Origin of the sequence: Rhodococcus pseudokoreensis (assembly GCF_017068395.1) — a bacterium.
Lineage (GTDB): Bacteria > Actinomycetota > Actinomycetes > Mycobacteriales > Mycobacteriaceae > Rhodococcus_F > Rhodococcus_F pseudokoreensis.
The window spans coordinates 8,008,380-8,029,616 of record NZ_CP070619.1; the positions used below are offsets into that span (position 1 = coordinate 8,008,380).

At 69.2% G+C, this 21,237-nt stretch carries 20 protein-coding genes; 10 read left to right on the plus strand and 10 right to left on the minus strand.

Translation table 11 applies throughout. The features are described 5' to 3' along the window. Window positions 1–116: 116 nt before the first annotated feature. Window positions 117–965 carry a class I SAM-dependent methyltransferase gene (locus JWS13_RS41865; RefSeq protein ID WP_206010971.1) on the minus strand — a complete coding sequence of 283 codons (849 nt, stop codon included), beginning with the start codon at window positions 963–965 and terminating at the stop codon, window positions 117–119. Window positions 966–1,012: 47 nt separating this feature from the next. Here JWS13_RS41865 and JWS13_RS41870 point away from each other — a divergent pair, with 47 nt between their 5' ends. Both JWS13_RS41870 and JWS13_RS41875 read left to right on the plus strand, forming a co-directional pair. Continuing rightward, window positions 1,013–1,603, plus strand: coding sequence for a helix-turn-helix domain-containing protein (locus JWS13_RS41870; RefSeq protein ID WP_206010972.1), 591 nt, complete (start codon window positions 1,013–1,015; stop codon window positions 1,601–1,603). Window positions 1,604–1,675: 72 nt separating this feature from the next. Then, a complete protein-coding gene (locus JWS13_RS41875) occupies window positions 1,676–1,888 on the plus strand; it encodes a helix-hairpin-helix domain-containing protein (protein ID WP_124395184.1) in 213 nt (70 codons plus the stop codon). A gap of 15 nt (window positions 1,889–1,903) precedes the next feature. Here the strand turns inward: JWS13_RS41875 and JWS13_RS41880 are convergent, their stop codons facing one another. Continuing rightward, window positions 1,904–2,704: a helix-turn-helix domain-containing protein gene (locus JWS13_RS41880; RefSeq protein WP_206010973.1), complete on the minus strand. Its 801-nt coding sequence runs from the start codon at window positions 2,702–2,704 to the stop codon at window positions 1,904–1,906. Between the two features lie 65 nt (window positions 2,705–2,769). Between JWS13_RS41880 and JWS13_RS41885 the strand changes: the two genes are divergently transcribed. Next, the gene (locus tag JWS13_RS41885) at window positions 2,770–3,210 is read left to right on the plus strand and encodes a DUF3224 domain-containing protein (protein WP_206010974.1); all 441 of its coding nucleotides are present in this window, start codon (window positions 2,770–2,772) and stop codon (window positions 3,208–3,210) included. On the opposite strand, the gene JWS13_RS41890 is transcribed toward JWS13_RS41885, so the two are convergent. The 6 genes from JWS13_RS41890 to JWS13_RS41915 form a co-directional block, all read right to left on the minus strand. Continuing rightward, window positions 3,195–3,782: a carboxymuconolactone decarboxylase family protein gene (locus JWS13_RS41890; protein ID WP_206010975.1), complete on the minus strand. Its 588-nt coding sequence runs from the start codon at window positions 3,780–3,782 to the stop codon at window positions 3,195–3,197. The genes JWS13_RS41885 and JWS13_RS41890 overlap by 16 nt on opposite strands. Before the next feature lie 92 nt (window positions 3,783–3,874). Further along, window positions 3,875–6,064: an acyltransferase family protein gene (locus JWS13_RS41895; RefSeq protein ID WP_206010976.1), complete on the minus strand. Its 2,190-nt coding sequence runs from the start codon at window positions 6,062–6,064 to the stop codon at window positions 3,875–3,877. A 124-nt stretch (window positions 6,065–6,188) separates the two neighbouring features. After that, entirely contained in the window at window positions 6,189–6,515 is a 327-nt protein-coding gene (locus tag JWS13_RS41900; protein ID WP_087556995.1) for a Rieske (2Fe-2S) protein, read from the minus strand. Next, window positions 6,512–9,007, minus strand: coding sequence for a nitrite reductase large subunit NirB (nirB, locus tag JWS13_RS41905; protein WP_206010977.1), 2,496 nt, complete (start codon window positions 9,005–9,007; stop codon window positions 6,512–6,514). The genes JWS13_RS41900 and nirB overlap by 4 nt, the downstream gene beginning before the upstream one ends. A 90-nt stretch (window positions 9,008–9,097) precedes the next feature. Further along, window positions 9,098–10,249, minus strand: a complete 1,152-nt coding sequence (locus JWS13_RS41910; RefSeq protein WP_206010978.1) for an MFS transporter — start codon at window positions 10,247–10,249, stop codon at window positions 9,098–9,100. Beyond that, entirely contained in the window at window positions 10,246–11,187 is a 942-nt protein-coding gene (locus JWS13_RS41915; RefSeq protein WP_124395176.1) for a PAC2 family protein, read from the minus strand. Before JWS13_RS41915 ends, JWS13_RS41910 begins: the two co-directional genes overlap by 4 nt. Before the next feature lie 51 nt (window positions 11,188–11,238). Here JWS13_RS41915 and metH point away from each other — a divergent pair, with 51 nt between their 5' ends. From metH to hisG, 6 genes are read left to right on the plus strand one after another with little or no spacing between them, the layout of a single operon-like run. Next, window positions 11,239–14,808, plus strand: coding sequence for a methionine synthase (gene metH, locus JWS13_RS41920; RefSeq protein ID WP_206010979.1), 3,570 nt, complete (start codon window positions 11,239–11,241; stop codon window positions 14,806–14,808). Continuing rightward, window positions 14,801–15,493, plus strand: coding sequence for an HAD family hydrolase (locus JWS13_RS41925; RefSeq protein WP_206010980.1), 693 nt, complete (start codon window positions 14,801–14,803; stop codon window positions 15,491–15,493). The genes metH and JWS13_RS41925 overlap by 8 nt, the downstream gene beginning before the upstream one ends. Before the next feature lie 15 nt (window positions 15,494–15,508). Beyond that, the gene (gene trhO / locus JWS13_RS41930; RefSeq protein ID WP_206010981.1) at window positions 15,509–16,366 is read left to right on the plus strand and encodes an oxygen-dependent tRNA uridine(34) hydroxylase TrhO; all 858 of its coding nucleotides are present in this window, start codon (window positions 15,509–15,511) and stop codon (window positions 16,364–16,366) included. 1 nt (window position 16,367) lies between these two features. Further along, window positions 16,368–17,261 (plus strand): pseudouridine synthase, encoded by an 894-nt coding sequence (locus tag JWS13_RS41935; protein WP_206010982.1) that lies wholly within the window; start codon window positions 16,368–16,370, stop codon window positions 17,259–17,261. A 25-nt stretch (window positions 17,262–17,286) separates the two neighbouring features. Then, on the plus strand, window positions 17,287–17,568 hold the full coding sequence (locus JWS13_RS41940; RefSeq protein ID WP_009473527.1) for a phosphoribosyl-ATP diphosphatase: 282 nt from the start codon (window positions 17,287–17,289) through the stop codon (window positions 17,566–17,568). A 47-nt stretch (window positions 17,569–17,615) separates the two neighbouring features. Next, window positions 17,616–18,467 carry an ATP phosphoribosyltransferase gene (gene hisG, locus JWS13_RS41945; protein WP_012687844.1) on the plus strand — a complete coding sequence of 284 codons (852 nt, stop codon included), beginning with the start codon at window positions 17,616–17,618 and terminating at the stop codon, window positions 18,465–18,467. A gap of 37 nt (window positions 18,468–18,504) precedes the next feature. On the opposite strand, the gene JWS13_RS41950 is transcribed toward hisG, so the two are convergent. Then, a complete protein-coding gene (locus tag JWS13_RS41950; RefSeq protein ID WP_206010983.1) occupies window positions 18,505–19,341 on the minus strand; it encodes a thioesterase family protein in 837 nt (278 codons plus the stop codon). Continuing rightward, a complete protein-coding gene (locus JWS13_RS41955; RefSeq protein ID WP_124395170.1) occupies window positions 19,338–20,243 on the minus strand; it encodes a RecB family exonuclease in 906 nt (301 codons plus the stop codon). The genes JWS13_RS41950 and JWS13_RS41955 overlap by 4 nt, the downstream gene beginning before the upstream one ends. 96 nt (window positions 20,244–20,339) lie before the next feature. Between JWS13_RS41955 and JWS13_RS41960 the strand changes: the two genes are divergently transcribed. Then, entirely contained in the window at window positions 20,340–21,194 is an 855-nt protein-coding gene (locus JWS13_RS41960; protein ID WP_087556985.1) for a tRNA (adenine-N1)-methyltransferase, read from the plus strand. Window positions 21,195–21,237: the final 43 nt, after the last annotated feature.

Sequence of the window (21,237 nt, forward strand, 5' to 3'; positions counted from 1 at the left end):
CACAAGATGTACATCCTGCTACCAGAGGGTGCTTGTGCGCGCCATCACGCGCGGCGTGGCGTGGTCGTATTGCACACAGTCGGGGAGTTTCCGCCTGCGGCGAGTGATCGGTCAGGTCACCGTCGGGCGATCCAGGCCGTCCGGCTGCCGCGGACCGTCAGGTCGCCGCGGTGCAGGACGCTGTCGGGGCCGTCGTCCGAGAGGAGGCGATCGAGAGTGTCGCGATCGTCGACGGCCAGTCGTCCGTCGAGGGCGGAGCGAACACGGCTCAGAAACGTGTGTGCGTAGCGTCCGGCGCTCGGCGGGGCCGGGGTTGCCTCGCTGGTGAAATTGCGCTCCTCGACGTCCACGAAACCGGCCCGCTCGATGTGGCCCCGCCAGTTCGGGTGCGCGTTCCAATCCATCCGCGCCAGGGCCTCGTGGCAGCGCGACTCCAGGCCCGGGCGGCCCATGCCCAGGTCGTCGGGCAGGAGTCGGGGCAGCGCGTCCATCTCGACGACCACCAGTACGCCGTCGGGGTTCAGCGCGGCGTACATGTCGCGGAGTACCCGGTCGGGGTCGGCGACCTCGTGTAACGAGGAAGCCGCCCACACGACGTCGGCGGCCTCGACCGCGGGCCAGCCGGCATTCAGATCGGCGTGCACGCCGCTCACGCGGTCGGCCAGGCCCTGCGCGTGGGCGGCGGTGCGGATGCGCTCGAGCATCACCTCCGACCTGTCGATCGCGACGACCTCGGCGGCGGGGAACCGCCGAGCCAGCGTCAGGCTGCCGGCGCCCGTTCCCGCGCCCACGTCGACGACCCGGTGCGGGGTCTCTCGGACGCGCAGCCCGGCCCAGTCGGCCACCTGGTCGAGGTAGGAGCCGAAGATCTCGGCGTCCAGGTCGAGGAGATCCGGCAGAGCGGCTTCGTGGGCCGAGGTGTGCCCGCCATGGTGCCCGCCGTGGTGATGCGAATGCTGTGTCATGCCTCCAGGCTAGTCACGTTCTGCTCCATGCGCATACACTCTTGCGTATGACGCAAGAACTCGGGTTGGACGGTGTGATCCGGCAGCGCATCCGGGGCCTACGGCTGGCCCGCGGCTGGTCCCTCGACGCGCTGGCCGCCCGCTGCTTCCTCAGTCCGTCCACGCTGAGCCGCATCGAGACGGGCCACCGCAGGATCGCTCTCGACCAACTGGTTCCGATCGCGCGGGCTCTCGGCACCACGCTCGATCAGCTCGTCGAGTCCGTCGACGACGAGGACGTGGTGATCCGGCCGATGCCCGAACAGGCGCGAGGACTCACGACCTGGTTGCTGTCCCGCGAACGCGCCCTCCACGGCGCGACCGTGGCGAAGATGCGTATCACCCCCGAAAGGCCCGCGGGCCCGGACCACGTCTGTGTGCACCCCGGGCACGAGTGGTTCACGGTCCTGTCGGGGACTGCCCGCCTGCAACTGGGGGAGCGGACCATCCTGATCGAAGCCGGTGCCGCAGCGGAGTTCTCGACCATGGTGCCGCACTCCATCGGAGCCCACGACGGTCCGGTGGAGATTCTCACGATCTTCGACCACGACGGGGAGCGGGCACACCTGCACGCCGCGGACGACGCCCCGCCGGCGTGACGTGCGCGCCGGCAACGCACGGCCCCATACGATGTGAGCGGCATCGGCGCACGCCGAGAAGAAAGGACGGACATGTCGTCTTCCGACACCACGGGCGAGACGGAATTCCCGGCGAGCATGGGGAAGGTCTCCCGCCGTGAGCTCGCGTCCCACGGCTACACGCGTTTCGATCAACTGACGACGGTCACCGCCAAGGAGCTGTTGAAGATCCACGGCGTCGGACCGAAAGCGATCCGGATCCTCGAGGCGGAACTCGCCGAGCGGGGACTCGGCTTCGCCGGCTGAGCGGAGCCGGAGGCGCTACAGCAGGCCGTGCGCGCGCTGATACGTGGCGGGCGGTGTGCCGACGACCTGCGTGAAGACCCGCGTCAGGTGGGCCTGGTCGCTGAACCCCAATTCGTAGGCGAGCGCCGACCAGTCGATCCTCTCGCCCGAGTGGGCGGCGGCGGCCGCGTCGAGGATGCGAAACCGCTGGATCACCCACTTCGGGCCGATCCCGACGTATTCGGTGAACAGCCGTTGCAGGGTGCGCAGGCTGCAGCCGGCGTGTGCGGCGAGCTGGTCTGCGCGGACGACGTCCCGGCGGCGCTGGGCGTCGCCGACCAGGGTCGTGACCTCCCGTCCCGTGGGGTCCGGAACGGGATCGGTGCGCAGAAGGTACCGCTCGAAGACGTCGATCATCTCCGCGCTGTCGGTGCCGGCGAGGATGTGTTCCGCGACCGGGCGATCGTCACCGGTGAGCAGATCCCGTCCGGGCTGGACGGTTCCCGAGATCGCACCGAGACTGCACTTCAGCAGAGGCCGGAACCCGCCGGCGTGGAAGGCGGCTCCCAGCACGTGGCCGTCTCCCGTCAATGTTCGGTAGAACGGCGACCGGGAGATCCCGTGCACCAGCAGCTGTCCGTCCTCTGCGGCGACATGAATGCGCGGCTGAGGAACCACCTGCTGCCGATGCGGCTTCGGCACCGACCACCGCACCAGCCAGTGGTAGTCGACGAACTCGGCCAAATCCGCTCGGGGAGCGACCCGTTCGACCTCGAAACCGGGTTCGCCGGCGGTGGGGCGGACGATCGCCTCGGGGTGTCCTGGCACATTCGGCACTCGCCCATCCTAGTGTCGCGAATGTTCAAGCACGCCACGCCGGCGCGTACCTAGAGTCTCCTGACATGAGCTACTCGCACACCGCTCGAAGCAAATTCACCATCGCCGCGTGGTCGGAATCGGTGATCACCGACGTCGACGGCGAAGGCACGACCGCCGGCGACACCTACTACCCGGCGCGCGGCGCCACCCGGGCGGCCGTCGAATATTCGTACTCCGGGGACATCGAGGGAACGAGCACGGTGGCCTACCTGATCGCGTACAAGGCCGACGCCGCGCCGGTGCTCGGTCTCGAGCGCTTCGAGGGCTCGATCGGCGGGCACGACGGAACGTGCGTGTTCCAGCACCTCGGCAGTCAGGACCAGGGTTCCGTGTCGGCACGGATCGAGGTGGTGCCGGGTATGGGCACGGGCGGTCTGACCGACCTGCGCGGCAGCGCGGACCTGTCCATCGCCGGACCCGGCGAGGGCGGCTACGAATTCGTTCTGTCCTACGACGTCGGCTGAGTTCGGGTCGTCGGGCGTTCGCTCAGTGGTTTCAGGCCACACGACGCCGCGAGACCCTGCGATTCGATGCCCATCGCGGTGTTGGAGCGGGTCATGAAGTTCGTCAATGCGATGAACGCGGTCAGTTCCACCAGCGCGGCCGGGCCGAGCGCCTCCAGGAGCCTGGCCGACAGTTCGTCGGTGACCGTCGGTGGGGTCAGCGTCATCGCCTCGGCGTACTCCAGGACGTCGCGCTCCAACGGGGTGAAGACGTCCGACTCACGCCATCGGGGAACCTCGCGTGCCTTCGTCTCGTCCAGGCCCTTGTTGTGGGCTTGGAAGTAGCCGTAGTCCAGGCAGAAGGCGCAGCCGACCATGCTCGCGACCGCCATGTGGGCAAACGATTTCAGATTCTCGTCGCACCGGTCCCACTTCTGTACCTGCCGGGCGACGCTGAAGCTGAAGTTCGTCACCTTGCGGTTGTGCCACACGACCCCCACCCCCTCGGGCACGTCCCCGAGCATCTTGCGCGACATCCGCTTGACGACCGCACCGTAGATGCCGGTCAATTCTGCCTGCGGGATCCTGGCCATGATTCCTCCTCGGTTCGAATGTTCTCGGCATAGAGACACCGGCCACGCGCCGAATGTGACATCCGAACCGGATTTTTTTCGCCGGCCGCCCCTCAGCCCGGCGCGAGTGCGCGGTCGGCCAGCGCGGCGATCACGGGGGAGAGTGCCTGCGCGTGTTCGAGCGTCAGGTGGTTGTCGTCGCGGTACACGAGGTCGTTGCCGACGACCACCGGGCAGCGCTCGGCGGTGCAGAACAGGGTGGTCAGATCGGCGTACCGTCCGCCGCCTGCCGCGGTGGCCGCCGCCTCGGCCGCGACCCCGGCGTCGTCGACCGCGACGGGCCGCGGCGGCGAGCAGGCAGTCGCGTCGTCGAGGTGTGCGGACAGGCACGTCGGCACTGTCGACTGCGGATCCGGGACGGGCCCGAGGACCAGGACGGCCGCACCCGTGGCCCGGAGTTCCGTGACCAGCCGGGTCAGGCTGTCGAGCCAGGGCCCGCCGTACACGCTGAAACCGAAATCGGCGCCGTACCGCCGGGACATGCTCAGCACGACCAATTGTGGCCGCTCGGCCCGCAGCCGGTCGAGGATCTCGCCGCGCCACTGCTCGCACTCGCTGTATTCCCGCCCGAGGTAGGGGCTGGTGAGGGGAAGGTCGAGGAGTGGGCAGGTGACCTTGCCCATCGTCTCCAGCCGCCAATGCTGCTGTTCGGCGGCCGCTTCGAACGCCGGGGCCCACATCGCGGCATGCGAATCCCCGACGAGCGCCACCGTCGTCGCGGACGTCACGTCACCCGACGCGCACTCGTCCTGCCCCACCTCGAGCCATGACCGCACACAGCCGTTGACGAACACCGCGGGCTTGTCTGCCGGTGCGTCGGCGAGCGGTGGCGACAGATTCGACGGGACCGCCTGCAGTCCTGCCGATTCCGCGACCGCCGCCTGCACCTGCGCCGTCATGTCGTGCACCGCCGCGTCACGCGGATCGCTTGCGGGAGTGGCCAATTCGACCGGCGCCGAGACGGTGAGGGCTGCTGCGGCGGCGCCGTGTCCGACCGGGACCGGCCGCGCCACCAGCAGCACCAGTGCCGCACAGACGGCGGCGGCGGTGACGGCTCCGCCGAGGACGAGGCTGCGCGAGGCCGAGAGACGCAGCGGAGCCGCGAAGCGGACCGGGTTCTCGACCAGGGCCAGTGTCAGTCCGGCCAGGCCTGCGGACACCATGACCATCCCCAGCCGATCGGTCAGATCGAGAGAGCGGCCGAGCACGATCGGCGCGAACAGCAGCACCGGCCAGTGCCAGAGATACCAGGAATAGGACACCCGCCCGACCGCCCGCATCGGCGGCAGGGACAGGCCCCGGCCGACTCCCAGCCGCGGTGCGGCACAGCCCGCTCCGATCACCAGTACTGTGCCGAGAACGGGCAGCAGCGCGGCGGTGCCGGGGTAGGGCGTCTTCTCGCCCAGCCGAAGACAGGCGAAGACGATCAGTGCGAGACCCGCCCATCCGGCGGCCGCAGCGACCACAGGCGGCAGCCGCCGCCAGTGCCGAACCGACAGCGCGACCAACCCGCCGGCGGCCAGCTCCCAGGCGCGGGCGGGCAGCGAGAAGAACGCCCACGGCGGCAGCGTGCGGGTCCAGTCGAGAGAGACCGCGAACGACACCGCCGCGACCACCGCGAGGACTACCAGATACGGGGTGGTCGACGGTGCGCTATTCGGGCCGCGGCGTCGTCGTGTTCGGCGCCGCACGAGCCAGGCGACCCCGATGATCAGTGCAGGCCACAGCAGGTAGAACTGCTCTTCGACGCCGAGCGACCAGTAGTGCTGGAACGGTGACGGGGGTGTGTCTGCGGCCAAATAGTCGGTGCCGTGCAGCGCAAGCCGGTAGTTGCCGACGTAGAGCGCGCTGGCGATGCCGTCGCCGAGGACCGCGCGGGCCTGCAGCGGGGGAAGGAGCAGGGCGGCGCCGATCGCGGTGGCCACCAGCACGACGCACCCGGCGGGCAGCAGCCGCCGGGCACGGGCACCGTAGAACTCGGCCAGCCCCACGCGGCCGGTGGACGCTACGTCCCGCCACAGCAGCCCGGTGATGAGAAACCCGGAGACGACGAAGAAGATGTCGACACCGGCGAACCCGCCGTCGATGCCGGGCACACCCGCGTGAAAGAAGACCACGGCCAGCACCGCGACGGCCCGCAGACCCTCGATGTCCGTACGGAACACGGTTCCCGCGGTCCGGTCACGGGCCTGAGGGTGGTCACCGGATCGGCCCCGTTGTTCCGGACTGGCGACGGTACTCATTCGATCAGCGATCTGTCCATGCGACGAGCCCCTTCAGCTGCAGCACTGGCCTCATGATGACAGCGGTGCCGCAACTTTCCCGAAAGGCACGCCGTACCAGGGCAGAGCGCAATCGGGCGAACTTTCACACGTGCACGACGACCGACCCGTCGCGGACCGACGCGGGGTAGGTGCGGACCGAGCCCACACCCTCGGATCCGCAGGCGCCCGTGTCGAAGGCGAACGCGTACTGGTGGAGCGGGCACATAACGCCGGTGGCGTCGATCTGCCCGTCGGCGAGGGGGCCGCCCTTGTGCGGGCACACCGCGTCCATGGCCCGAACGGTGCCGTCCGACAGCAGGAATACGGCCACCTGCCGGTTCTGCACGACGTAGGTCCGGCCCTCGCCCGGGGTCAGGTCGCTGACCGGCCCCACTGCCACCTCGGCGGGCCCCTCGATCAGGGCGGTCATCGGACCGGCACCTGGGGGAGCGGCAGCAGCGGCAGCGAGGGAGCGAACTGTGCGGGCGACTTCGGTGCGCTGCGCTCCGTCCAGGGATCCCGGTAGCCGTCGACTGCCGTCTGGATCCGCTCGTCCAATCCCGTCACGATGTCCTCCTCGTCTCGGACCAGTAGCGCCTGAAGATGTTCGAGCCCCACCCGCGGCACGAAGTCGTAGGTGCGTTCGAGCCATTTCGCGTTCTCGCGGTAGTACTGGATGAATCGCCCGCCGAGTTCGATCACGGCGTCCGGTGATTCGACCGTGGCCAGCAGATCGCCCTTGCGGATGTGGGCGCCGGCGGCGCCGCCGATGTAGATGTCCCAGCGGCCGTCGCCGACCGCGACCACACCGAAGTCCTTGCACAGAGCTTCCGAGCAGTTGCGGGGGCACCCGGCGACCGCGAGTTTCAGTTTCGCGGGCGTCTCCAGGCCTTGGAACCGCTCCTCGAGTGCGATGCCGAGGCTCGTCGAATCGCCGAGACCGTAGCGGCAGAAATCGGTTCCGACGCACGTCTTCACCGTGCGCATGCTCTTGCCGTACGCGAACCCGGACGGCATGTCGAGGTCGCCCCACACTTTGGGGAGGTCCTCCTTCTTGATGCCGAGCAGGTCGATGCGCTGCCCGCCGGTGACCTTCACGAGCGGCACGCCGTACTTGTCGGCGACGTCGGCGATCCTGCGAAGCTGATCCGGCGTGGTGACGCCGCCCTTCATCTGCGGGACCACCGAGAACGTGCCGTCGCGCTGGATGTTGGCGTGCACACGGTCGTTGATGAACAGCGCACCGCGCTCGTCCACCCAATCGGGACCCCAGATCGTGCGGAGCAGCGACGCGAGCGGCATCTTCGCGGACGCGTCCTCCTTCGCGTCCGTCGCGAGTTCGGCGAACACCCGGGACACAGCGCGGAGATCGCGTTCCCGGATGGTCGCGATGAGTTCCGGCTTGCTCATCGGGATGCACGGCACGTACCAGTCGGCGGACGGGTCGGCCTCGAGTTCGCCGCCCGCGGCGCAGGCCACGATGTCGGCGACGAGTCCCTTGCACGACCCGCAGCCCTTGCCCGCGCGGGTCCTGGCACAGACGTCGGTGAGGGTCTTGGCGCCGGAGTGGACGCAGGCCACCAGGTCGCCCTTGCTGACGCCGTTGCAGTTGCACACCTGCAGTTCGTCGGGAAGGTCGGCGACACTCGTCGCGGCGCCGGGGGCTCCGACGTCGAAGAGCATGCTGATTCGTTCTTCGGGCAGAGGCACCTTGCCATCGAACGCCTGCGTGAGGAAGCCAGCCTTGCTGATGTCGCCCATCAGGGTGGCGCCGATCAGCTTTCCGTCCCGGACGACGAGGCTCTTGTACGTGCCGCTGCGCGGTTCGTAGTACTGGACGAACTCGTCGTCCGCGGTCTCCGGGCCCTTGACGCCCATCGCGGCCACGTCCACCCCGGCGACCTTCAGCTGGGTGGTGGTGCGCGTACCGACGTAGGCGGCTTCCGGATCGGACCCGGTGAGCACGTCCGCGAGGATGACCGCCTGCTCCCACACCGGGGCGACGAGGCCGTACGTCTCGCCGCGGTGCTGCGCGCACTCGCCGACGGCGTACACGGAACCCTCGTCCTCGCAGCGCATCTGGTCGTCTACGACGATCCCGCGCTCGACCACCAGACCGGCGGCCCGCGCCAGTTCGGTGTTGGGCCGGATTCCGGCGGTGACGACCACCATGTCGGCGTCCAGCGTGGAGCCGTCGACGAACGACACCCCGGTCACCAGGCCGGCGTCGTCGCGCAGCACGGCGGTGGTCCGCATCGAGGTGTGGACGCCGACGCCGAGTTTCTCGATCTCGGCGCGCAGGACGCTGCCGCCGCGCTCGTCGAGTTGCTGATTCATCAGGTGCCCGGGGGAGTGCACGACGTCGACGGTGAGCCCCTGCGTCCGCAGCCCGTACGCGGCCTCGAGCCCGAGCAGACCGCCGCCGATCACCACCGCGGACACGTCGTCGCGTGCCTGCGCCATCTGCAGCATGCCGTTGGTGTCGGCGATGTTGCGGAATCCGAACACCCCGCGGGCCAGGCGCCCGTCGTGCTCCCGCAGACCGTCCATGTTGGGAAAGAACGTGTTGCTTCCCGTGGCGACGATCAGCACGTCGTAGTCGACGACGCGGCCGCTCTCGCAGGTGACGGTCTTCGCGAACCGGTCGAGCGCGACCGCGCGATCACCGGCGTGGAGTTTCACACCGTTCGCCGTGTACCAGCCCACGGGGTTGAGGATCAGGTCCTCGTCGTCGACGGCCGCCTCTCCGGACAGCACGTGCGAGAGCATGATCCGGTTGTAGTTGCCGTACGGCTCGTCGCCGATCATGGTGATCTCGAACCGCTCGCGCCCGCCACGGTTCAGGATCTCCTCGACGGTGCGGGCGCCGGCCATACCGTTGCCGACGACCAGCAGCTTGCTCGAACTCGGTGTGTGGGCCATGCAAAGAGGCTGCGCCCCGGGAGTGTCGTAACGGCTGCGTGCACGTTACGTCGGAATCAGGAACACCTCACAGCGTTCCCGGAAAGCGTGTCAGACAGGTGGTCGGTCGCGGGGCATCAGCAGTGGGGCCAGCACTGCGAGGAGCAGGGCGGGCAGAAGGAACCCGGCCGCGGGCGACACCGCGTACACCGGGGTGAGGGTGATCGGCGCGAGCGCGTTGCCGGTGAACCGCAACGCCTGCACGACGGACACCGCGCCGCCCCGGTTCGGGCCCGGCGACCCGAGGACGGCGGCGTTGACGCCGACCAGGATGAACTGACCTGCGGTTCCGGCCGCGAACCACGCCACGGCGACGACCGCGAGGAGCGATACGGTTCCGGCGGCGGCGACGAGAGCAGCACCGCCGAACGCGCCGATCAACACGGCGGCCCGGGCCCCGATCTTGTCGATGACCCCGCCGACGAGGCGCGCGGTGAGGATGCCGGCGACGCCGAACCCGGTGAGCAGCAGGCCGCGCTGAGTGGGACTCAGGCCGAACACGTCCTCGGCGCGGAAGGCGACAAGGAAGCTCAGCCCGCCGAGGGCGCCCCAGCCGAGCAGTGCGACCACCCCGATTCGCAGCACCGACGGGGTGAGGGCGTCCCGCAGTCGCGGGCGCGCCGCCCCCGGCTCGGCGGGCGGGCTGTCGGGAACGCCGACCAGACCCAGCACCGCGGCGACGAGGGCGATGACGAGGAATGCGAGCCGCCAGTCGACCTCCGCCGCGAGGCCGCCGACGAGCGGGGCACTCGACTGCCCCGCGGCCTGGAAGGCGCCGAAGATCCCCAGCGCCCGGCCGAGGTGCTTCTTCGGCGTCGAGGCGGCGAGCGCGGCCAGCAGCAGCGGCGTCGTGAACGAGTTGGAACATCCCTGGAGCACACGGGCGCCGAGGAAGAGCGGCAGCGTCGGCGCCGCGAAGCAGGCCAGCGACGACAGCAGGTAGACGCCGTACGCGATCCGCACGGTCCGCATCTGACCCCACCGGGCGCCCAGCGTGCCCGACACCAGCATGAGCAGCGCGAACGGCAGCAGGTAGGCCGTCAGCGACCCGGCCGCGGCGGACGCGCTCACGCCGAGGTCGTCACCGATCTCGGGGAGGATCGAGGCGACCACACCGCCGCCGAAGGGGCCGAGGAAACCACCGGCGTAGAGCGCCGTGCGCTGGAGCGAGGAACGAAGCGACTCGGACGAGTTCTTCGTCACAGCCCGAAGCTGCCGGGCCCACGCCTGCGGAGATACCGTTCGAACTCGGCCGCGAGCGCGTCACCGTCGATCTTCGAGATGGCGTCGGAGATGTCGGTCTCGGCGTCGCCGCGCTCCTCGAGGGAGCGGACGTAGTCGCCGATCTCCTCGTCGTCCGCGGTCATCTCGGTGACGGCTTCCTGCCAGTCGTCGGCCTGCGACGGGAGTTCCCCGAGGGGCACCTCGATGTCCAGGACGTCCTCGACGCGCTGCAGCAGTGCCACGGTCGCCTTGGGGTTCGGCGGCTGGGACACGTAATGGGGCACGGCCGCCCAGAACGACACGGCAGGCACACCGGCCCGGACACACGCGTCCTGCAGCACCCCGGTGATCCCGGTCGGCCCCTCGTAGCGGGTCTGCTCGAGCTTGAACCGCTCGGCGGCCTCGCTGCTGTACGCGCTGCCCGTCACCGGGACCGGCCGCGTGTGCGGGGTGTCCGCGAGGAGCGCCCCGAGGATCACCACGGTGTTGATCTGCAGTTGATCGATCAGCTCGAGAAGGTCGTCGCAGAAGCTGCGCCAGCGCATGTTCGGTTCGATTCCGCGCAGCAGCACCACGTCGCGGTCGCTGCCGGGGGGCGAGCACACAGACAGCCGGGTGGCCGGCCACACGATCTCCCGGGTGACACCGTCCACCTGCCGGACCGTGGGGCGATTGACCTGGTAGTCGTAGTACTCCTCGGAATCCAGCTCGGCCAGCGGCTGGGCGTCCCAGGTCAGTTCGAGGTGCTCGACGGCTCCGCTCGCGGCGTCGCCGGCGTCGTTCCAGCCCTCGAAGGCGGCGACGAGAACAGGGTCACGAAGTACGGGCACGGCGCTGTCGGTGGCACCGTCGTCGGCGGTGTCGGGGGTGTCGTCGTCGGGGCCCGCAGGCGTGACGGGGAACTCACTGGAACTCACCCACCCAGCCTACGGCCAGCATTGGTTCGCGCGCCCACTAGTCTGGACGGCATGTCTGCGCCATTTCACTCTGCCCTGCTCGATGCGTTGAACCAGCGCGTTGTCATCGGCGACGGAGCCATGGGCACCATGTTGCAGGCCGCGGACCTCACCCTCGACGACTTCCTCGGGCTCGAAGGCTGCAACGAAATCCTCAACGACACCCGCCCTGACGTGCTGAAAGAGATCCACCGCGCGTATTTCGAGGCCGGGGCCGACGCCGTCGAGACCAACACGTTCGGGTGCAACCTCCCCAACCTCGCCGATTACGACATTTCGGACCGTATCCGGGAACTGGCCGAGAAGGGCACCCGGCTGGCGCGTGAGGTCGCCGACGAGATGGGGCCGGGACGCGACGGCATGGGCCGCTTCGTCCTCGGCTCGATGGGCCCCGGAACCAAGCTGCCGACGCTCGGCCACGCGCCGTTCGCGATCCTGCGCGATGCCTACGCGGAGGCCGCGATGGGCATGATCGACGGGGGCGCCGACGCGATCCTCGTCGAGACCTGCCAGGACCTCCTTCAGGTGAAGGCGGCCATCCTGGGCAGTCAGCGGGCGATGGAGGCGCTGGGGTCGCGGCTGCCGATCATCACCCACGTCACGGTCGAGACCACCGGCACGATGCTGCTCGGTAGCGAGATCGGTGCCGCACTGACCGCGCTCGAGCCGCTCGGCATCGACATGATCGGACTCAACTGCGCGACCGGTCCCGCCGAGATGAGCGAACATCTCCGCCACCTGTCCAAGTACAGCTCCCTCCCCGTGTCGGTGATGCCCAACGCCGGACTGCCGCAGCTCGGCCCGAACGGCGCCGAGTACCCGCTCACCGCGGAGGAACTCGCCGAGGCGCTCAGCGGCTTCGTCACCGAGTTCGGTCTCGGTCTGGTCGGCGGCTGCTGCGGCACCACCCCGGAGCACATCCGGCAGGTGGCCGAGGCGGTCCGCCTCGTCGAGAAGGCCGCGCGCAACCCGGTGCACGAGTCGGGGACGTCTTCGCTGTACTCGGCGGTGCCGTTCGAGCAGGACGCCAGCATCCTGATGATCGGCGAGCGCACGAACTCCAACGGCTCCAAGGCATTTCGCGAGGCGATGCTCGCCGAGGACTACCAGAAGTGCCTCGACATCGCGAAGGATCAGACCCGCGACGGCGCCCACATGCTCGACCTCAACGTCGACTACGTCGGACGCGACGGCGCCGCCGACATGGCCGCCCTCGCGAGCCGGTTCGCGACGTCGTCGACACTGCCGATCATGCTCGACTCCACCGAGCCCGCGGTCCTGCAGGCCGGTCTCGAACACCTCGGTGGCCGGTGCGCCGTCAACTCCGTCAACTACGAGGACGGCGACGGACCGGACTCGCGGTTCCAGAAGATCATGCGGCTCGTCAAGGAGCACGGTGCCGCCGTCGTCGCGCTGACCATCGACGAGGAGGGCCAGGCGCGTACCGCCGAGCACAAGGTCCGCATCGCCGAGCGCCTGCTCGACGACATCACCGAGAACTGGGGCCTCGACGAGTCCGACATCATCATCGACGCGCTGACGTTCCCGATCTCCACCGGTCAGGAGGAGGTCCGCCGCGACGGCATCGAGACGATCGAGGCGATCCGCGAACTGAAGAAGCGGCACCCGCGGGTGCACTTCACCCTCGGCGTGTCCAACATCTCGTTCGGTCTCAACCCCGCCGCCCGGCAGGTCCTGAACTCGGTGTTCCTACACGAGTGCACCGAGGCCGGCCTGGACACGGCCATCGTGCACGCGTCGAAGATCCTGCCGATGGCCCGGATCCCCGACGAACAGCGCGAAACGGCCCTCGACCTGGTCTACGACCGCCGGCGCGAGGGCTACGACCCGCTGCAGAAACTGATGGAACTGTTCGAGGGCGTCTCCGCGGCGTCGGCGCGCGAATCCCGCGCCCAGGAACTGGCGGCGCTTCCGCTGTTCGAGCGGCTGGAACGGCGCATCGTCGACGGTGAACGCAACGGCCTCGACGACGACCTCACCGCGGCGATGGAAGAGAAGCCGCCGCTCGCGATCATCAACGAGACCCTGCTGTCCGGCATGAAGACCGTCGGCGAACTGTTCGGGTCCGGGCAGATGCAGTTGCCGTTCGTGCTGCAGTCCGCCGAGGTGATGAAGGCGGCCGTGGCGTACCTCGAACCGCACATGGAGGCCACCGACGAGGACGGCAAGGGCCGCATCGTCATCGCCACCGTGAAGGGCGACGTCCACGACATCGGCAAGAACCTCGTCGACATCATCCTGAGCAACAACGGGTACGACGTGGTGAACCTCGGCATCAAGCAGCCGATCGCGACGATCCTCGACGCGGCGATCGAGCAGAAGGCCGACGTCATCGGCATGTCCGGTCTGCTCGTGAAGTCGACCGTGGTGATGAAGGACAACCTGCAGGAACTCAATTCCAAGGGCGTCGCGGAGAACTTCCCCGTCCTCCTCGGCGGTGCCGCGCTGACCCGCTCGTACGTGGAGAACGACCTGGCCGAGGTGTACGAGGGCGACGTCAGCTACGCGCGTGACGCGTTCGAGGGCCTGCACAAGATGGACGAGATCATGGCCGTCAAGCGCGGCGGCGGACCCGACCCGGACAGCCCGGAAGCGATCGCGGCCCGGGAGAAGGCGGCCGAACGCAAGGCCCGCCACGAGCGGTCCAAGCGGATCGCGGAGAAGCGCAAGGCGGCCGAGACCCCGGTCGAGGTGCCGGAACGGTCCGACGTGGCCACCGACATCGTCGTCCCGAGCCCGCCGTTCTGGGGCAACCGGATCGTGAAGGGTGTCTCGCTGTCCGAGTACGCCGGGCTGCTGGACGAGCGCGCTCTGTTCCTCGGGCAGTGGGGCCTGCGCGGGCAGCGTTCCGGCGACGGTCCCACGTACGAGGAACTGGTGGAGACGGAGGGGCGCCCACGCCTGCGGTACTGGCTCGACCGGCTGAGCACCGAGGGAATCCTCGCGCACGCCGCCGTCGTGTACGGCTACTTCCCCGCGGTGTCCGAGGGCGACGACGTGGTCGTGCTCGCCGAACCGGCGCCCGACGCGGAGGAACACTTCCGGTTCACCTTCCCGCGCCAGCACCGGGACCGGTTCCTGTGCGTCGCCGACTTCGTGAGGTCCCGCACCGAGGCGAAGGAGACCGGTCAGGTCGACGTGTTCCCGATGCAGCTGGTCACCATGGGGCAGCCGATCGCGGACTTCGCGAACGAACTGTTCGCCGCCAACGCCTACCGCGACTACCTCGAGGTGCACGGCATCGGCGTGCAGCTGACGGAATCGCTGGCCGAGTACTGGCATCGACGGGTCCGTGAAGAACTCGTGCTGCCCGGCGGCCACAACGTGGCCGAGCAGGATCCGTCCGAGGTGTCCGGGTTCTTCGACCTCGCCTACCGCGGCGCCCGCTACTCCTTCGGGTACGGCGCCTGCCCCAACCTGGAGGACCGCGCGAAGATGGTCGCTCTCCTCGAACCGGAACGGATCGGTGTGAAGTTGTCGGAGGAACTGCAGTTGCATCCCGAGCAGTCCACGGATGCGTTCGTGCTGCACCACCCCGAGGCGAAGTACTTCAATGTCTGACGCATTCGACGGTCTTGCAGGCGTGCTGTGGGACATGGACGGAACGCTGCTCGATTCCGAGAAGATGTGGGACGTCGCGGTCCGCGAGTTGTCGCTGCACCTCGGCGGGCCGATGACCGAGGAGACCCGGCTGAAGACGATCGGCGCGTCCAGCGCCAACGCGCTCGGCGTCATCTTCGACGCGCTCGGACTCGACCGGGATCCGGCGGCGCTCGCCGAGGCCAAGGAATGGATGTTCACCCGAGTCCAGGAACTGTTCGGCGACGGCATCCCGTGGCGGCCGGGCGCCCACGACGCACTGCGGACGGCCCGGGCCCACGGCCTGAGGTCGGCGCTGGTGACCAACACCGAGCGTCGTCTCACCGAGCGGGCACTCGAGACGCTCGGCAGGCACCATTTCGACCACTCGGTGTGCGGCGACGAGGTGCCGGCAGGTAAACCGCATCCCGACCCGTACCTGCGGGGCGCCGAACTGCTCGGGCTGCATCCGTCGCAGTGCCTGGCCATCGAGGACTCACCCACCGGCGCGGCGTCCGCGCAGGCCGCGGGGTGCGTCGTCCTGATCGTCCCGTGCGAGATCCCGGTGGCCGACGGCCCGGGGCGGGTGTTCCGGGACAGCCTCGAGGGCATCACCGGTTCCGATCTGGCCGAGGCCTGGGCGCAGCCGAGCGGTGTGCGTCTCTAGGTAGTCTGGTTTCCCGTGGCTGTCCCGAAAATCGTGCTGTTCTACGTGTTCACCCCGCTCGCCGACCCGGAGGCGATCCGGCTGTGGCAGTACACGCTTGCCGAGGCGCACAACCTGACCGGACGGATCCTCGTCTCCGAGCACGGCATCAACGCGACCGTCGGCGGCGACATCCGCGACGTCAAGCGGTACGTGAAGGGGACGCGCGGCTACGCGCCGTTCAAGGACGCCGACATCAAGTGGTCGGACGGGCTGGGGGACGACTTCCCGCGGCTCAGCGTGAAGGTGCGGTCGGAGATCGTGACGTTCGGTGCACCGGGCGAGCTGAAGGTGGACGCGGACGGCGTCGTCGGCGGCGGTACCCACCTGGCGCCGGACGAGGTGCACCGACTGGTCGAGGGGCGCGGTGACGACGTCGTTTTCTTCGACGGACGCAACGGTTTCGAGGCGGAGATCGGCCGATTCCGGGACGCCGTCGTGCCGGACGTGTCCACCACCCGCGACTTCGTGCACGAACTCGACAGCGGCAAGTACGACCATTTGAAGGACAAGGCCGTCGTCACCTACTGCACCGGGGGAGTGCGGTGCGAGGTCCTGTCCTCGCTGATGCGCTCGCGCGGGTTCGGCGAGGTCTACCAACTCGACGGCGGCATCGTCCGCTACGGCGAGGCGTTCGGCGACTCGGGTCTGTGGGAGGGGTCGCTGTACGTCTTCGACAAGCGGATGGCCATCGAGTTCAGCGATCAGGCCAAGACCCTGGGACGGTGCACCCGGTGCGGCGGTCCGACGTCCCGGTACGAGAATCTGCCGGACGACCGGGGCCGAGAACTCGTGCTCGTGTGCGCCGGCTGCACCGAGAACCGGGCGGGCTGAGGTGGCCGGGGCGCCGCTGCCCGTCCGCAACGGTCTCGGTCCCGATCGCATCCGGATGCCGGCCGGGCTCGGTGCGAAGACCGTCGCCGAATTCCTGGTCGAGACGTACCCCGACGAGCGGGCGCACTGGCTGTCGCTGATCGACGGTGGGGAAGTCGTCGACGAACACGGCAGGGTCGTCGACCGCGTCACCCGCTATGCGCCGACCCGGTTCGTGTACTTCTACCGTGACCCCGCACCCGAGATCCCGGTTCCGTTCGAGATCGACATCCTCCACCGCGACGACCACCTCGTGGTGATCGACAAGCCCCACTTCCTCGCGACCATCCCGCGTGGCGCGCACATCACCGAGACGGCGGTCGTGCGGTTGCGGCGGGCGCTCGACCTTCCCGATCTCACGCCGGCGCACCGGCTCGACCGGATGACGGCCGGTGTGCTGGTGTTCCTGATCCGGCGGGAAGACCGCCGGGCGTATCAGGAACTGTTCGTCTCTCAGCAGGTCACCAAGGAATACGAGGCCGTCGCCGGGCACGATCCCGCGCTGGAGTTTCCGCGCATCATCCGCAGCCGCATCGTCAAGGAACACGGGATCATGACGGCCACGGAGGAACCGGGCGAGCCGAACAGCGAAACCGTCGTCGACCTGATCGAGACCCGCGACGCCCGCGCCCGCTACCGGCTGCTGCCGAAGACCGGCCGGACCCACCAACTGCGGCTGCACATGTCGTCGCTGGGGCTGCCGATCGAAGGCGACAACTACTACCCGGACTTCCGCCGATCCGAGCCCGGCGACTTCTCGACGCCGTTGCGGTTGCTGGCGCGGGCCATCGAGTTCACCGATCCCCGTTCGGGCCGGGTCCGCCGGTTCGAGAGTCGCCGCACACTCGGGTGGTGACCGGTTCGGAGAGGTCCGCGGCGGCGTGAAACAATGGGTCCTCGTGAAGACCTTCGAATCCCTGTTCGCCGAGCTGACCGAGCGTGCCGCTACCCGCCCCGAGGGGTCCGGCACCGTTGCCGCCCTCGACGCCGGCGTCCATTCGCAGGGAAAGAAGATCCTCGAAGAGGCGGGTGAGGTGTGGATCGCCGCCGAGCACGAAAGCGACGAGGCGCTCGCCGAGGAGATCTCCCAACTGCTGTACTGGACGCAGGTGCTGATGGTGGGTAAGGGCCTGAAACTCGAGGACGTCTACCGACATCTGTGATCGGTGATCGAGACTCCTCCACCCGCTCCCGAAAGGAACCCTCAGCCATGCTGCGCGTCGCAGTCCCGAACAAGGGCTCGCTGTCCGAGTCCGCCGCCGAAATCCTCTCCGAGGCCGGCTACCGCCGTCGCACCGACTCCCGCGACCTGACCGTCCTCGACCCGTCCAACCAGGTCGAGTTCTTCTTCCTGCGCCCCAAGGACATCGCGATCTACGTCGGATCCGGTGAACTCGACCTCGGCATCACCGGCCGCGACCTCGCCCGTGATTCGGGCGCCCCGGTCGCCGAGCGGCTGTCGCTCGGCTTCGGCCGCTCCACGTTCCGGTACGCCGCCCCCGCGGGCAAGGACTGGAAGGTCGAGGACCTCGCCGGGCTCCGGATCGCCACGTCCTACCCCAACCTGGTGCGCGACGACCTCTCCGCACGCGGGATCGAGGCGTCGGTCATCCGACTCGACGGCGCCGTGGAGATCTCCATCCAGCTCGGGGTCGCCGACGCCATCGCCGACGTCGTCGGGTCCGGCCGCACGCTGCGCCAGCACAACCTGGTCGCGTTCGGTGACACCCTGTGCGACTCCGAGGGTGTGCTCATCGAGCGCGCCGGCTCGCCCGCCGACGATTCCGCGCGCAACCAGTTGGTCGAGCGGGTGCGCGGCATCGTCTTCGCGCAGCAGAATCTGATGCTCGACTACGACTGCCCGAAGACGATCCTCGACGACGCGCTGAAGATCACCCCCGGACTGGAGTCGCCGACGCTGTCACCGCTCGCCGACGAGAACTGGGTCGCGGTCCGGGCGATGGTGCCGATCAAGGGCCACAACGGAGTGATGGACGAACTCGCGGACCTCGGCGCCAAGGCCATCCTCGCGTCGAACATCCGGTCCTGCCGCGCACTCTGATCTCGTTCCGCCGCAGGACGATCCGCGTCCGTTCCGATCAGGAGCGGGCGCGGACCTGTACGGTCTGGGCGATCCGGCCGACCGCGCCGGTCTCGTCGTACAGCACGCCCGCGCACATTCCCACGCCGTCGGGTCCGATGGACGTCTCGGAGCCGACGCCGACCCACTCACCCTCGGGGACCCGGAAGATGTGCACGGTGAGGTCGGTGTTGAGGAACGTCCAGTCGGCCGGGTCGAGTTTCGATCCCACACCGTTGGCGACGTCAGCGATGGAGAAGAGCCGCTCGAGCGGCGTCATGGCCTCGCCGAGGACCAGTGCGGGCCGCGGCCTCGCCCACAGCTTGCCGGGGCCCTCGCACCCCATCTCGGCGATCCACCGCCAGTCGAGGGTCGTCAGGTAGCCCGAATTCCAGCCCTCGGCGAATTTGCCTTCGCGGCCGGTGGACCGCGGTTCGAGTGGCGGGTCGACGACGTGGACGGCGTTGCTGGTGTCGACGGTCTCCATGCGCCACGCCGAGCCCCGCGCCACGGCACGCGGCCGGTCGCCGGCGGTCCACAATTCGGCGACCACCAGTTCCACCCGGCGGCCCGGCCGCTGCACCCAGGACCGGACCTCGAGTTCGGCGATCGGGATCGGGCCGAGGATCTCGACCACGACCCGCGTGATGCGCGCGTCGTCACGTGGGGCGCACCGTTCGAGTGCCCGCACGAGCAGCGCGGACGGGGGAGCGCCGTGCTGCATCGTCTCGGCCCACACGCTGATCGTCAGATCCGTGCTGTCGAATCGCTCGACCGTGATCTTCTGGTCCGAGTCCACTTCCGGCGCACCCAGTGCTTCCGAACCGAGTGGTACGTAGTAGGACTCGGAACTCATTCGACAATCTCCTCGAAACCTGGTGCGTCTTCGGCGGGCCCCTCCGGCCATCCCGGGTAGGGCGGCGGCGTTCCTCCGAACGAGGGGCACAGGGACTTATGATCACACCAGTCGCAGAGCCGGCTCGGCTTGGGTCGGAAATCGCCGGTGACGCCCGCCGCCAGGATGGCCTTCCAGATCGCCGACAGCGTGCGCTCGAACCGCAGCAGTTCGTCCTCGTCGGGCGCGTAGGTGAGGACCGTTCCGGACGCGAGGTACAGCAGCCGCAGCTGCGCCGGGACGATGCCGCGGGTGCGCAGCAGGACCAGCGCGTAGAACTTCATCTGGAACAGCGCCTTGGACTCGGACATCTCGCGGGGTGCGCGACCGGTCTTGTAGTCGACCACCCGCACCTCACCGGTGGGGGCCACGTCGATGCGGTCGACGAATCCGCGGAGCAGCACCCCGTCGGCGAGTTCGGTCTCGACGCGCTGTTCGCACGATTCGGCCTCGAACCGGGTGGGGTCCTCCAGCTGGTAATAGGCGGTGACGAGCGACCGCGCCTCGTCGAGGAACGACTCGCGCTGGTCCTCGGGGACCAGGTCGATCAGGTCGGGAGCGTCGGCCAGGAGGCGCTCCCAGGACGGGAGGATCAGCTCGACCGCCTTCTGCGGGACCCGTTCGGCGGCGGGCAGCCCGAACAGCGTCTCGAGCGCGGCGTGCACCACCGTTCCCTTCACCTGCGCGCGCGACGGCGCCTCGGGGAGCCGGTCGACGGCGCGGAAGCGGTAGAGGAGCGGGCACTGCTTGAAGTCGCCGGCGCGGGACGGTGACAGGGCGGGCCGCCTGCGGGTGACCGAAGTGTCGCCGGGCTGTGACGGGGAACCCTTTGTGACAGGGGCTGGCGACTCTGAGATGCTCACACCTGGCAGGGTAGGCCCCCGGTCCGACAGTCGGTGTCGGGGCAGCGGGGCGGGCGCCGGACGGCGCCGGACGAACAGGCTGAGGAGTCGGTGACGATGGTGGGACGCGAAACGCGACCGAGTGGACCGTTTCGGGTGGGCGATCGCGTCCAGTTGACCGACAGCAAGGGCCGGCATTACACGGTCAACCTGGAGGCAGGCAAGGATTTCCACACGCACCGCGGCGGAATCCTGCACGACGACCTGATCGGCACCGACGAGGGCAGCGTGGTCAAGTCGACCAACGGCACCCCGTACCTCGCGCTGCGACCGCTGCTCGTCGACTACGTCCTGTCGATGCCCCGCGGGGCGCAGGTCATCTACCCGAAGGACGCCGCGCAGATCGTCCACGAGGGCGACGTCTTCCCCGGCGCCCGCGTTCTCGAGGCCGGCGCCGGTTCGGGCGCATTGACGTGCTCCCTCCTGCGCGCGGTGGGGCCGGAAGGCCGGGTCATCTCGTACGAGGTGCGCGACGACCACGCCGAGCACGCGGTGCGGAACGTCGAGACGTTCTTCGGGGAACGCCCCGCGAACTGGGACCTGACCATCGCCGACGTCGCCGAGTTCGATGCCGACGCGGCGGGCGGACAGGTCGACCGGGTGGTCCTCGACATGCTGGCCCCCTGGGACGCTCTGCCCGCCGTGTCCAAGGCGCTCGTCCCCGGCGGTGTGCTCGTGGTCTACGTCGCGACCGTGACGCAGCTCTCCAAGGTCGTCGAGGCGATGCGCGAGCAGGAGTGCTGGACCGAGCCGCGGTCCTGGGAGTCGATCGTCCGTGGCTGGCACGTCGTCGGGCTCGCCGTGCGCCCGGAACATCGGATGCAGGGCCACACCGCGTTCCTGGTGAGCGCCCGGCGTCTCGCCGAGGGAACCGTCACCCCCAAGCCGCAGCGCCGCTCGGGCAAGGGCTGACACACGCCTTCGGCGGCGCCCGGAGCGGGCGCCGCCGAAGGAA